This is a genomic window from Streptomyces glaucosporus (assembly GCF_039533345.1).
In the GTDB taxonomy this organism is placed as follows: domain Bacteria; phylum Actinomycetota; class Actinomycetes; order Streptomycetales; family Streptomycetaceae; genus Streptomyces; species Streptomyces glaucosporus.
The window spans coordinates 82,992-95,728 of sequence record NZ_BAAATJ010000004.1; the positions used below are offsets into that span (position 1 = coordinate 82,992).

The window sequence follows — 12,737 nt, forward strand, 5'->3', positions numbered from 1 at the left end:
TAGGCGAGTTCCCCGCCGAACAGCAGTCGTTCCGAGGCCGAGAGGTCCTCCTGCGCGGGCGTCCGCGCTTCCGTGGACCGCTTCACGCCCACCTCCCCGCGCCCGGTCGCGCCGCCTGGCGCGCATCGCGTACGGCCGCGCCGGCCGGGTACCGGCCCGGCGTTCGGGGCGGCCGGCCTGGCCGTCGCTGTTCGGCATCGGCAGAGCCGTCCATGTGCACGGGCATGGGATTCACAACCCCTCCGGAGAAGACGGGAACGGGTTCAGGCGCTCCCATAACGGCCCCGGAGGCGCCGCCGTCACGGACGGATGGGGGAGGCCGCGGCCGTCAAGTCTCTTTCAGGGCGACGGCGGTGGCGGTTCCCTCGATCCCGGCGACGGGTCCCTGGTAGAGGATCCGGCCTCCGTGCCGTCCGGGTCCCGGGCCGAGGTCGATGAGCCAGTCCGCGCGCCGGATGACGTCCAGGTTGTGCTCGATGACGACCACGGTGTGGCGCTGGTCGAGGAGGCGGTCGAGGACGTCGAGGAGGACGGCGATGTCGCGCAGGTGCAGGCCTGTGGTGGGTTCGTCGAGGATGTAGAGGGCCGGTTCGGTGGCCTCCCTCAGTTCCCTGGCGATCTTGACGCGCTGGCATTCGCCTCCCGACAGCGTCGTGAGCGGCTGGCCGAGGCGGAGGTAGCCGAGGCCGACCCTCTCCAGGTGGAGGAGCGCCTCACGGATCCCCTTGTCCGGCAGCCGCTCGACGGCGTCGGTGATCGTCAGGTCGTCGATGTCCGCGATGGACAGCCCGTCGACCCGGTGGCGGAGGACCTCCTCGGTGAACCGCCGCCCCTGGCAGGTCTCGCAGACGGTCTCCTGGCCGTCCATGAAGGCCAGGTCGGTGTGGACGACGCCCAGTCCCTGGCAGTCGGGGCAGGCGCCCTCGGAGTTGGCGCTGAACAGGCCGGGGGGCAGGCCGCTGTGCCTGGAGAAGAGCCTGCGGACGGCGGACGCGATGCCGGTGTAGGTGACGGGCGTCGAACGGCGGTTGGTGCTGACCGGTTTCTGGTCGATCACGATCGCGTCGTGCCGGTCGGCCAGTTCCGCGGCGAAGCTGGACTTGCCCGATCCCGCGACTCCGGTGAGGACGGTGAGGACTCCGGTGGGGATGTCGACGGTCAGATTCCTGAGGTTGTTCCGGGTGGCGTTCGCCACGGTGATCGCGCCGGTGGCCTTCCGAGGGGCGGTGGTGACGGGCGTGCGCCGGTCCAGGGCGGCGGACGTCGCCGTCCGTGCCGTTCTGAGTTCGCCGAAGGTGCCCTGGAAGACCAGTCGCCCCCCTCCGGCTCCCGCGTCGGGCCCGATCTCGACGATCTGGTCGGCGATCTCCATGACGGCGGGGTCGTGCTCGACGACGAGGACGGTGTTGCCCTTGTCGCGGAGCTGCCGCAGCAGGGTGGTCATCGAGGCGATGTCGTGCGGGTGGAGGCCGACGGTGGGCTCGTCGAAGATGTAGATCATCTCGATGAGGCTGCTGCCGAGGTGCTTGACGGTCTTGATCCGCTGCGACTCCCCGCCGGACAGGCTGGTGGTGGCGCGGCCGAGGTGGAGGTATCCCAGTCCGATGGTGGTCATGGCCCGCAGCCGGCTCTGGAGGGCGGCCACGACCGGGGCGACGGTGGGGTCGGTCACCTGCTCCAGGAGGGCGGCCAGTTCGGTGATCTCCATGCGTGCCATCTCGCCGATGGTGCGGCCGAGGACGGTGGCGGTGCGGGCGGCCTCGTTGAGGCGGTCCCCGTGGCACTCGGAGCAGGTCTCGGAGCGGGTGAAGCGGGCGATGACCTCCCTCTTGCGGTCGGAGAGGCTGTCGGTCGTGCGCAGGTAGATCCGTTCGAACCGCTCGACGATGCCCTCGTAGTCCTTGGGCGGCCTGGTGCCCAGGCGTGCGGCGTGCTCCCCGCCGTGGAGCAGCGCCCTGCGCTCGGCCTCCGTCCAGTCGCGCAGCGGGGTGTCGGCGTCGAAGCTGCCGATGTCGGCGTACTGGGAGTACCAGTAGCCGCCGCTGCCGAACCCGGGCAGCAGGATCGCCCCCTGGGAGAGGGACTTGTCCAAATCGAGGAAGCGTTCGACGGCGCTGACCACGACCTCGCCGATCCCGGAGCAGGTCGGGCACATCCCGGCCGGGTCGTTGAACGAGAAGTGGTTCGACTCGCCCACGTGCGGTGTGCCGATGCGGGAGAACAGCAGCCGCAGGTAGGTCCAGGCGTCGGTGACTGTTCCCACCGTGGAGCGGGCGTTCCCGCCGATCCTGCGCTGGTCGATCACCACCACCGGCGAGAGCCCCTCGATCGCCTCGGTCTCGGGGCGCGTCCACTTCGGCAGCCGGTTGCGGACGAACGGCGGGTAGGTCTCGTTGAGCTGGTGCCCGGCCTCCGCCGCGATGGTGTCGAACACCAGCGAGGACTTGCCCGAGCCGGACACGCCGACGAACACGACCAGCCGGCCGCGCGGGATGTCCACGTCCAGCCCCTTCAGGTTGTTGGTCCGGGCTCCCCTGATGCGGATCATGCGCTCTGACATGAGGCCGAGGCTACGAACGGATGCGGACGGATTCCGGCCGCGTCTTGGAGCGGGGTGGAGCGGGGTGGAGCGGGGTGGACGCGATCCGGTGCGGTCGGCGACTCGTTCTTGTCCGCTGTGGGTTCCGCACCGGGTCGGCGGCTCCTCGGCCCTGGCGGGCCTGCGGTGCCCCGACGGGACGGTCCTCGCCGTCGGCGGCCGCGGCGACGTGCGGGCGGGGTGAGGGAGGCGTGGCCGGGGCCGGATGTGGCCGGGGTGGCCACCGGCGGTGCTCGGTCGGCTGTCCCGCCGCGGTGGCGTGCTTTCGGTGGTGCGGGAGTGGAAGGGGGGAGGTGACGGCCCGATCGGAAGGGTGCGGGGGGAAGGTCCGGCTCCTCCGGTGTGTGTGAGGGCGGGGCCTTCGGACGTGGTGTGTCGGCCCGGCAGCACGGTGGTGTCCCAGGAGGTGCGGCGGGAGTGTGGTGCGACCGGGCCTCTACTTATAAGAGGCGCGAGGCGCCATTGCGGCTCTGACCTGCGGTGATGTGAAACCGAGTGTGTCGGCGCCGACACATTTGGGGGTGCGGAATGTTAATGGGGAGCGCACATTTCGCCGAAAACTCAAGTATCACTGGACTTTCTATTTCCGCAGGTCAGAGGCTTGCGTGTCGGGCCGTCCGAGGGGGCCGAACAAGGCTTCAACGTGCCGCGGCGGACAACAAAAGTAAAGAAGTGTTGGACTTCCGGCGCGTTCTCGCAGCAGAAGCAAACCAGGAGTTGAGTTTCGAGGGGTCGCGGTGTGCCGTCGCGAGGTCGTCGGGGGGACCGGAGTCCCGACGCGCGTACCGGCGGCAAAAGACAAGAAGCAGTTGTGTTTTGGAGTAGGGTCTTCCTCGCCTGAGTAGTGAAGGAGGTCCTGTGACATCTGATTCGCCCACCCCCCGCCAGGTGGGCCCCCGACCGGTGCCGGCCCAGGCCGACAGCCAGGAGTTCGACGACATCCTCGTCGCATTGGGCAGGCAGCTGGGAGAGGCTGCCGAGTCCACCCAGCAGGCGTCCGGGTCGCGCAAGAAACTCAAGGGCGTCACCTTCGAGTACGAGCCCGAGCCCCGCACCGTCCACGACATGGCCGGCGACCAGGGCTACAGCATCGCCAGCAACTGGTTCACCCAGTTCCTCGCCCAGCTGGCGGTCGCCAACAGCGTCACCAAGTCCGAGATGTGCGTCTTCCTCTACGTCGCCGGAGGGCAGATGGCCGGCACCGGCATCGCCCAGTACACGCAGCAGGAGATCACCGACGGCCTCAACAAGGAGGCCAGGCGCACCGGAGCCCGCTGCATCACCCGCTCCACCGTCAACCGCGCGATCAAGGCCCTGTGCGAGTACGGATGGCTGGAGAGGCACGGCAAGGGGAAGATCCGGCTGAACGTCAGGCTGTGGTTCCGCGGCAACAGCACCGCCCAGCAGGCCGTCCTCGCCGACCTCGAACGCGAGCACGGACACGACCCGGAAGCCTTCCCGTACCGGATCGGCCCGCAGCGAGGCGAGCAGCAGACCCTCGACTTCCCCCTGGACGACACCCAGCCGCCCGCCCGACAGGAGCGCACCGGATGACATCCCTGCGACACTGCATTCCAGGACACACCGCGACAAGGAGGACTCCTTAGATGGCCGAGGTCATGTCACCCCTGGTCGGCGAGCGCATCTGGGCTCTGCCGATCTCCGGCAGCGCGGTCAAGTTCCTCCAGTACCTGCTGTACCGGTCCGAGTTCGGCGGCCACATCCCCGTCAAGCAGAAGGACATGGCCCGCGAGTACCACCAGAAGACGCCGCAGGCCATCAGCGCCCTGATGGCGCCCCTGTGCGACCTGAGGATCGTGCTGCGTCCGCGCAGCGAGGAACGCGACGGCAACAGCTACCGGCTCCACCCCCTGGCCGCCAAGTACGAGAGCCACGAGGCGATGGAGGCCGCCTTCCGCCAGGCGCTGCGGGACATCAAGGCCGGCGAGCTGCCCAACCTCCGGCTCCCCGCCTACGTCATCGCCCCGCCCGCGCAGGGACGCCCCACCCTGCAGGTCGCCGTCTGAGCGGTCAGGGCCCGGCAAACCGATGGCCCCGCCGGGATCCCGGCGGGGCCATCGAGCCTGAGTAGAAGGTCGAAAATCAGTATACCCGCTGAGGCCGCTCTCTCACCCGCCGACGGACGGCCCGGTCGCCCGGCCACGCCGGGAACGGGCGGACCGGCAGGTCACCACCGGCGGCGCCGCGGTCGCGGAGCGGAACCCGGGCCGGGGCTCCGGGATGCCCCCGCTCAGGAGCGGCCCCGGAGGGCGGCCGGAGCCGGACCGGGGCTCACTCCCGTACGCCCGCCAGTTCCACGGCCCGGCGGCGCAGGGCGAGCGCGGCGGGGACGACGGACGAGACCACGGCGAGCACCGCGCAGGCGGCGACGGTCGCGCCGATCACCGCCCAGGGCAGCTCGATCGCGGTCCGCACCGACAGCAGGCTCAGCGCGCTCCACATGCCCGCCAGGTTGAGCCCGGCGACCGCCAGCCCGAGCAGTGCGCCCACCGCGACCACCGTCAGCGCCTCGGCGCCCACCAGCCGCAGCACCTGCCCCCCGGTGGCTCCGGCGAGGCGCAGCACGGCCAGGTCCCGCACCCGGTCGGAGGTCGCCATGACCATGGTGTTGGCCAGGGAGATGCCGGTGTAGAGGAGGGCGATGCCCAGGACCAGCAGGAGACCGAGCCGGGTCGTGCGGTCGGTCTCCGGGTGGCCGGCCCGGATCCACCGGTCCGCGGTGAGCACCTGCCCGCCCGAACCCCGCACCGCCTCGCGCAGCCCGGCGGCCACGGAGTCCGCATCGGCGCCGTCGGCGAGGGCGACGTCGACCCGGTCGACGGTCGCGCCGGGGGCGTTGCGCGGGGTGACGTAGACGCCGTTGCCGCCGGTTCCGGTGGTCATCACCGCGGCGATCCGCAGCGTCCTCTCCGTGCCGTCGCCGAGCCACACCCGCACGCGCTGCCCCACGGTGTGCCGCTCCCACTCCTCGTTGACGATGATCGACTCGTCGTCGAGGTCGCCGACCCTCCCGGCGACGAGCGGCAGCCGTGTGGTGGCCGCGAGCGGGCCGGGCTCGGCCGCACGGGCCTCGGACCTGACGAGCGCCACACCTTCCTCCAGGACGTGGACGGCGCTGGAGGAGGTCGGCGACACCTCGGCGCCGGGCACCCGGCGCAGCCGGGCCAGCGTCGCCTCGTCGAAGCCGGATCCGCCCGCCGGGGTCACGACGAAGGCGGCGGCGGTCCGCTCGCGCGTCTCGGCGGCCTTCGCCCCGTTCAGCGTGGCGGTGGCGCCCAGCAGCGATCCCGCGAGGGCGACCGTGACCAGGACGGGCGCCGCGACCGCCGCGGTGCGGCGCACCCCGGCGGCCGCGTTCTCGCGCACCAGCATGCCCCCGGCGCCGGGCAGCCGGGCCGGCAGCCAGGCCAGCAGCCGGACCAGCGGGCGCACCACGGCCGGCGCGAGCAGCGCGACCGCGGTGATCAGCAGCATCGGCCGGCTCACATAGGTCTTGCGGTGCAGCAGCTCGCCCGGGTCGCCGGCCAGCGCCAGGCACAGCGTGACCACCGCGGCCAGCAGCAGCGCCGTGCCGGACAGCAGGCGGCCCCGCGTCATCGTCCCGCTGTCCGCGGACGCCTCGCGCAGTGCCTGCGCGGGACCGGTCCGGCCGGCCCGCCAGGAGGCGGCGGCGACGCCGCACAGGGCGACGAGCAGGCCGGTCCAGAAGGCCGCGTGGTACGGCCAGGTGTGGTCGCCGATGGCGAACCAGTCCGGTGCGAGTCCGGCGTCGACCACCCGCTCGGCCAGCCGCGGCGCGCCGTGGGCGCCGAGCAGGCAGCCGGCGGCGGAGGCGAGGACGCCCACCGCGAGCGCCTCGGCGAACACCATGCGGCGGACCTGCCCCGGAGTCGCCCCGGCGGTGCGCAGCAGCCCGAACTCCCGGCGCCGCTGGGCGACGGCGAACGCGAAGGTGGACGCCACCACGAACACCGACACGAAGGCGGCGACGCCGCCGGCCGTGCCGAACATGGCGTTCATCGCGGTGACGGCCTCGCGGTCCCGGTCCGGGTCGGCGTCGGCGTACCGGCGCGCGTCCCCGGTCAGCACCCGGGCGCCGCTGCCGCGCACCGCGTCCCGTACGGCCGCCGGGTCAGCGTCGACGGCGAGCTGGACGCTGACGGGGGACAGCCGGGCGGCCCGTGCGTCGGTGTAGAAGACGGCGTTCTCGAAACCGCGGTCGGCGACGGTGCCGACGACCCGCACGGTGCCGCGGTCGGTTCGGACGCGCTCGCCCGGCCCGGCCCAGTCGCCGCTGACGACGACCTCGCCGGCGGCCCTCGGAGCCCGTCCCGCGGAGAGCTCGTACGGGGCGAGGGCAGCGGTGGACCAGGGGTGGCCCACCAGGTCGCCGGGGCCGCCCCGGGCCCGCACGGGGAAGGACCGGTCCTCGACGACGGGGCCCAGCTCCCTGAGCTTCGCGACGGTCGCCGCGGGCACGGGACGCGGATGCGCGAGCTCGTGGGTGCGGTCGCCGATCGGGGTGGGCACCCGCAGGGTGTCCGCGCCCTTGATGACGACCGGCGCGGCGGCGAACCGCTCGGGCCCCCGGTCGGGCGCGTCCAGCGAGGAGGCGAGGGTCAGCCCCATCACGGCGAGCAGCGCGACGCCGAGCGAGAGCGCGGTGAAGCTGCCGGCGAAGGTGGTCCAGCGGGTGCGCAGGGTGCGCAGGGCGACGCTCAGCACGGCACGGCCTCCAGTCTGGTCATGCGCGCGGCGATGGCGTCGGCGCTCGCCCCGGTCAGTTCGCCGTTGACGCGCCCGTCGACGAGGAAGACCACGCGGTCGGCCCAGGAGGCGGCGACCGGGTCGTGGGTGACCATGACGATCGTCCGGCCCTCGCGGTCGGCCATGCCGCGCAGCAGGGCCAGTACCTCGCGGCCGGTCCGCGAGTCCAGGGCGCCGGTCGGCTCGTCGCCGAAGAGCACCTCGGGGCGGGTGATCAGGGCACGGGCCAGTGCGACGCGCTGCTGCTGGCCGCCGGACATCTCCGCCGGCCGGTGCCGCGCACGGTCGCCGAGACCGACCTGCCGGAGCACCTCGCGCACCCGGGCCCGGGAGGGGCGGCGGCCGGCGAGCCGCAGGGGCAGCGCCACGTTCTGCTCGGCGGTCAGCGACGGCAGCAGGTTGAACGCCTGGAAGACGAAGCCGATCCGCTCCCGGCGCAGCAGGGTCAGCCCGGTCTCGCTCAGTTCCGTCAGTTCGGTCCCGCCCAGGGTGACCGAGCCGGACGTGGGCCGGTCCAGACCCGCCGCACACTGCAGCAGGGTCGACTTGCCCGAGCCGGACGGCCCCATGACGGCGGTGAACGTCCCCTCGGGGAAGGAGAGCGAGACCCGGTCGAGCGCCGTCACGGCGCTGTCGCCCGACCCGTACCGCCTGCTGACGGAGCGCAACCGGATTGCGTCGTTGTTCATCTGTCCCCACTCGGTCGATGCCGGTCCCCGCGCGGTGGGCGGGGGAATTCCTCGGGAAACGGCGCCCCGGGGGCCGTTCCGACGCCTCCACGAAACCGCGCGGGGGCGCCCCGGCGCAGTGCGGCAGGACCGAGACCCGGGGTATGGCCAGGCATACCCCGGGCCCACCCCCCAGACCGATGGCCCCGGCCCCGCCGGGCCCCTACGGTGACCCCCATGCATCCTCGGAACGTGTGGCAGGCCATGCGCCGCCCCGGCTTCCTGCTGTCGCCGTGGCCGTGGCGCTCGGCCGCGTACCTGCTCACCGGCGCGGTGACCGGCGTCGTCGTCCTGGTGGGGATCGTGGTCTCGGCGGTGGCCGGCGGTGTGCTCGCCGTCGTGCTGGTGGGGCTGCCGCTGCTGGTCCTCACGGTCCTCGCCGGCGTCCCGGTGGCCTGGGTGGAACGGCACAGGCTGCGCCTGGTCGACTCGGACCCGGCCCCCGGCCGGCACGCCGAGCCCGCCGCGGCGGGGCTGTGGGCCTGGCTGACGACCCGGCTGCGGGAGCGGGCGACCTGGCGGGAACTCGGCCACGCCCTGCTGTTCGCGGGACTGCTGTGGCCGGTCGACGCCCTCGCGGTCACGGTCGCGCTGCTCTTCCCGCTGTCCGTGGCCGCGGCTCCGCTGCTGATGGCCACGGTCGGCGGCGGGCAGGAGGTGAAGGTGCTCAAGCAGTGGACGGTCACCACCTGGCCGGCCGCCTTCGGCGTCGCGGTGCTCGGGCTCGTCCTCATGGCCCTCTGCGCCTACGTCCTGGGAGTCGCGGCCGGCGCCCGGGCCGAACTGACCCGGCTGCTGATCGCCCCGCGCGACGGCGACCTGAGCGCCAGGGTGGTCGAACTCGCCCGTTCCCGCGCGCGGTTGGTGGACGCCTTCGAGGCGGAACGGCGCCGCATCGAACGCGACCTGCACGACGGCGCCCAGCAGCGTCTCGTCGCCCTGACGATGACGCTCGGACTGGCCCGGCTGGACGCGCCGCCCGGCCCGCTCGCCGACCAGCTCGCCAAGGCGCACGAGGAGGCGGACAGGGCGCTCGCGGAGCTGCGCGAGCTCATCCACGGCATCCACCCCAAGGTGCTCGCCGACTACGGTCTGGAGGCCGCCGTCGCCGATGCCGCGGACCGCTCCCCGGTCCCCGTGGACGTCGACCTCGAACTGCCGGGGCGCCTGCCCGAGTCCGTCGAGGCGGCCGCGTACTTCGTGGTCTGCGAGGCCCTCGCCAACATCGCCAGGCACAGCGGGGCGAGCCGCGCCGAGGTGAGCGGCCGGCACCGCGACGGGCGGCTGTGCCTGCGGGTGCGCGACGACGGCCGGGGCGGCGCGGACGCCGCGGCCGGCACGGGGCTCACCGGACTCGCGGACCGGGTGTCGGTCCTCGATGGCAGACTCTCCCTGTCCAGTCCGCCGGGCGGACCGACCCTGCTGAGTGTGGAGTTCCCTTGCGATCCCTGCGAGCCGACCGACCGCTCCGTGTAGTGCTGGCCGAGGACGGCGTCCTGCTGCGGGAGGGGCTCGTCGGCCTGCTCGGCCGCTGCGGCCACGAGGTCGTGGCCGCCGTCGGCGACGCCGGGGCGCTGATCGCCGCGGTCGGGGAGCACGCCCCCGACATCGTCGTGACGGACGTCCGCATGCCCCCCGGCTTCCAGGACGAGGGGCTCCACGCGGCGGTGCGCCTGCGGGAGCGGACGCCCACGCTGCCCGTTCTGGTCCTCAGCCAGTACGTGCAGCGGACGTACGCCTCCGAACTGCTCGACTCCGGGGACGGAACGGGCGTCGGCTACCTGCTCAAGGACCGGGTCGGGAGGGTCGGGCAGTTCGTGGACGCCCTGTGCGAGGTCGCGGCCGGCGGCACGGTCGTCGACCCGGAGGTGGTACGGCAGCTGCTGCGCCGCCGCCGCGACCCGCTGGAGCGGCTCACGCCGCGCGAGCGCGAAGTCCTCGCCCTGATCGCGGAGGGCAGGTCGAACGGCGCGATCGCGCGTGAACTGGTGGTGTCCGAGGCGGCCGTGGGCAAGCACATCGGCAGCATCTTCACCAAGCTGGATCTGCCGCCGGCGGACGAGACGCACCGCAGGGTGCTGGCGGTGCTGGCCTATCTGAGGGCGTGATCCGGCTCGTACCCCGGGCAACCGCACGCCGGTCCCGCCCTGTCGCGTGGCCGGGGGTCGGTACTGGTGGGCTCGCGTGTTCAGACTGTCGCTGGTTCCCCGAGGAACTCAGTTCCCTGGTGACCGGCTGTGGTCCCCAGCGGCGTACATTTCCGGGACTCGTCCACCGCCGTCATCGACTACGGCCAGGGGCCCTTCGAGTTCATCCACACAGCGGCGTCCGGCACGCACGCTCGCGGGTTGCCGAAAAGCCCCGGTCGACCGGCTTGGTTCGCGGTCCGGGATCGTGGTCGCCGACCAGATCACTCCGCCATGGGCAGGCACTCGGCGAGCAGGTCGACAACGTCCCGCCAAGCTCGCTGCGCGTGCTGAGGGTGAAAACCGACCCCAGGAAGCACGATGTGGTCGACCGGTGGGTGATGGAAGGCGTGGAAGGCGCCGCCGTAGACCACGAGGCGCCAGTCAACGCCCGCAGCCTGCATTTCGGCAGTGAATGCGTCCCGTTGCGCGGGTGGCATGATCGGGTCTTCCGACCCGACCCCGGCCCACACCGGGCAGTGAATGCGCGCCGTCTCGCCTGGTCGGCCCGTGGTCAGTCCGTTGACTGTCGCGATCGCGCGCAGGTCGACGCCGTCGCGCCCGAGTTCCAGCGCGATCGCGCCCCCGGTGCCGTAGCCGACGGCGGCGATCCGGTCCGGGTCGGTCCGCGGCTCGGCGCGGAGCACGTCGAGTGCCGCGTGGCCGATGCCTCGCATCCGGTCGGGGTCGGCGAGCAGCGGCATGCAACGGGCCAGCATCTCCTCAGGGTCGCCCAGATAGCGCCCGCCGTGGAGGTCGAAGGCCAGGGCCACGTATCCCAGTTCGGCGAGCGCATCGGCCCGGCGGCGCTCGACGTCGCTGAGCCCCACCCCCTCGGGTCCGACCAGGACCGCGGGCCGGCGGTCGACACCGGCCGGGAGCGCGAGATGCCCGGTCATCGTCAGGCCGTCGGCCGCGTATTCGATCGTGCGCGTTGTGACCGTCGTCATGAGCCTGGACTGTAGTGATCGTCGAGCCCGGTCGGCCGGTGTTCCGCCGCCGGCGGAAGGCAGGTCTCTGACGTATTCCGGAATCACCCCGTCAGCGGTTCGGCTCAGAGCCCGTGAACAAACCGCCGTCCGACCGAAGGGCGGGCGCACCGGACGCCCTCGCGCCTGAGGACGGCATGCACGCGGGGCGAGCCGTGGACACCGCCGGCGTCGGCCTCGGCCTCGGCCTGAAGGATGCAGCCGCGCAGGGCCTCGTGATGGACACCGAGTTCCTCGGCCATGCGGCGGATGGCGGGCTTCGGTTCCGACACGCGGCACATCCGCACCGCACGCTCACGCAACTCCAGCGGGTACTTCCTTGGGGCAGGCATCGTCCGGGTTCCTTTCACGAATCCCATCTGACCTGCTGTCACCCCTCCTCGTATCTCGGGGGGAACCTCACTGCACGCCAACAAACCCCCTCCGAGTGTTAGCATGGACGGCTAGGTTCGATTGACTTTCGAGCGATATCGATCGATAATCGATATATGAATCGCCTCTTCATAGCCATGCTGCGGGCCGGCGTCGTCACGGCGATCCTGCTCGGTCTCTTTGGCCAGATCGTCGTCATCCCGACAGCAGCGGCCGATGAGGTCGAGCGCTTCCCTCCTTACGCTCCTTTCGCCGCTCCCTACGTGACGGTGGCGATCGTCGGCGTCGCCTGCGTCCAAGTCGCGCTCATCGCAGTGTGGATGTTGCTCGCCATGGTCGAACGGGATGCGATCTTCACGCCGTTGGCCTTCCGGTGGGTCGACATCATCACCGGGTGCTCGATCGTGGCGACGCTGCTGGCGATCGGGGTCACGGGGCATCTGCTCGTGGCCAGCATCCCCTCGCCCACCGACGGCATGGAACTCATCGGCGCCACCGGCGCCGCGCTCGCGGGCGTCGCCGTGGGGGCGTCGTTCACGATGCTCACGGTCATCATGCGGGGCCTCTTGAGCAAGGCGGTGGACCTGCAGGCCGAGATCGCCACGGTGGTCTGATGGCGATCATCGTCGACCTCGACCTCCAGCTCGCCAAACGCCGCCTGTCGGTCGGTGAGTTCGCCGCTGCCGTCGGCATCACGCCCGCCAACATCGCCGTGTTGAAGAACGGTCGCGCGAAGGCGGTGCGGTTCACGACGCTCGACGCGATCTGCCGCACGCTGGACTGTCAGCCCGGCGACGTCCTGCGCTGGGTACCCGACGATCCCGAGGAAGATGAGTCGCACGCGTAGCACGCCTGTGGGCCCGGCCTTCCGGGCCCACAGGCGTGTCACCTCGGCAGACCGGCCGGATTGGTCGCCCACTCGGTGTTCGGTTGCCCGGTGAGCCGGAAGGCGAGTGCGCCGCCCGATCGGGTCGGACGAGTCGTCCAGGATTTCTGACATGGCCGTCCGTCGAGACGTACGGCGTCCACGTACACGTGCGTGTCGTCGGTGTCGGGCGCGTTGATCGTGATGTCC

The 12,737-nt window shown here is 72.2% G+C and carries 11 protein-coding genes; 6 read left to right on the top strand and 5 right to left on the bottom strand.

The window, feature by feature from the left end; genetic code table 11:
- Window positions 1-328 precede the first annotated feature (328 nt).
- A complete protein-coding gene (locus ABD358_RS06420; protein ID WP_344629872.1) occupies window positions 329-2,560 on the bottom strand; it encodes an ATP-binding cassette domain-containing protein in 2,232 nt (743 codons plus the stop codon).
- An 897-nt stretch (window positions 2,561-3,457) separates the two neighbouring features.
- On the opposite strand from ABD358_RS06420, the gene ABD358_RS06425 reads away from it, so the two are divergent.
- Window positions 3,458-4,153: a hypothetical protein gene (locus tag ABD358_RS06425; protein ID WP_344629873.1), complete on the top strand. Its 696-nt coding sequence runs from the start codon at window positions 3,458-3,460 to the stop codon at window positions 4,151-4,153.
- 53 nt (window positions 4,154-4,206) lie between these two features.
- On the top strand, window positions 4,207-4,626 hold the full coding sequence (locus tag ABD358_RS06430) for a hypothetical protein (protein WP_344629874.1): 420 nt from the start codon (window positions 4,207-4,209) through the stop codon (window positions 4,624-4,626).
- A 265-nt stretch (window positions 4,627-4,891) separates the two neighbouring features.
- Here ABD358_RS06430 and ABD358_RS06435 read toward each other — a convergent pair whose 3' ends face one another.
- Complete coding sequence (locus ABD358_RS06435; protein ID WP_344629875.1) at window positions 4,892-7,345, bottom strand: FtsX-like permease family protein; 2,454 nt, start codon at window positions 7,343-7,345, stop codon at window positions 4,892-4,894.
- The gene (locus tag ABD358_RS06440; RefSeq protein ID WP_344629876.1) at window positions 7,339-8,076 is read right to left on the bottom strand and encodes an ABC transporter ATP-binding protein; all 738 of its coding nucleotides are present in this window, start codon (window positions 8,074-8,076) and stop codon (window positions 7,339-7,341) included. Before ABD358_RS06440 ends, ABD358_RS06435 begins: the two co-directional genes overlap by 7 nt.
- Window positions 8,077-8,319: 243 nt before the next feature.
- Between ABD358_RS06440 and ABD358_RS06445 the strand changes: the two genes are divergently transcribed.
- Entirely contained in the window at window positions 8,320-9,591 is a 1,272-nt protein-coding gene (locus ABD358_RS06445) for a sensor histidine kinase (protein WP_344630108.1), read from the top strand.
- The gene (locus ABD358_RS06450) at window positions 9,591-10,223 is read left to right on the top strand and encodes a response regulator (RefSeq protein WP_344630109.1); all 633 of its coding nucleotides are present in this window, start codon (window positions 9,591-9,593) and stop codon (window positions 10,221-10,223) included. Before ABD358_RS06445 ends, ABD358_RS06450 begins: the two co-directional genes overlap by 1 nt.
- A gap of 302 nt (window positions 10,224-10,525) precedes the next feature.
- Here the strand turns inward: ABD358_RS06450 and ABD358_RS06455 are convergent, their stop codons facing one another.
- Together ABD358_RS06455 and ABD358_RS06460 are read right to left on the bottom strand one after the other, a co-directional pair.
- Window positions 10,526-11,251, bottom strand: coding sequence for a dienelactone hydrolase family protein (locus tag ABD358_RS06455; RefSeq protein ID WP_344629877.1), 726 nt, complete (start codon window positions 11,249-11,251; stop codon window positions 10,526-10,528).
- Window positions 11,252-11,355: 104 nt separating this feature from the next.
- Complete coding sequence (locus ABD358_RS06460) at window positions 11,356-11,664, bottom strand: transposase (protein ID WP_344629878.1); 309 nt, start codon at window positions 11,662-11,664, stop codon at window positions 11,356-11,358.
- Between the two features lie 114 nt (window positions 11,665-11,778).
- Between ABD358_RS06460 and ABD358_RS06465 the strand changes: the two genes are divergently transcribed.
- Both ABD358_RS06465 and ABD358_RS06470 read left to right on the top strand, forming a co-directional pair.
- On the top strand, window positions 11,779-12,276 hold the full coding sequence (locus ABD358_RS06465) for a DUF2975 domain-containing protein (protein ID WP_344629879.1): 498 nt from the start codon (window positions 11,779-11,781) through the stop codon (window positions 12,274-12,276).
- On the top strand, window positions 12,276-12,509 hold the full coding sequence (locus ABD358_RS06470; protein WP_344629880.1) for a helix-turn-helix domain-containing protein: 234 nt from the start codon (window positions 12,276-12,278) through the stop codon (window positions 12,507-12,509). Before ABD358_RS06465 ends, ABD358_RS06470 begins: the two co-directional genes overlap by 1 nt.
- The last annotated feature ends 228 nt before the right edge of the window (window positions 12,510-12,737 follow it).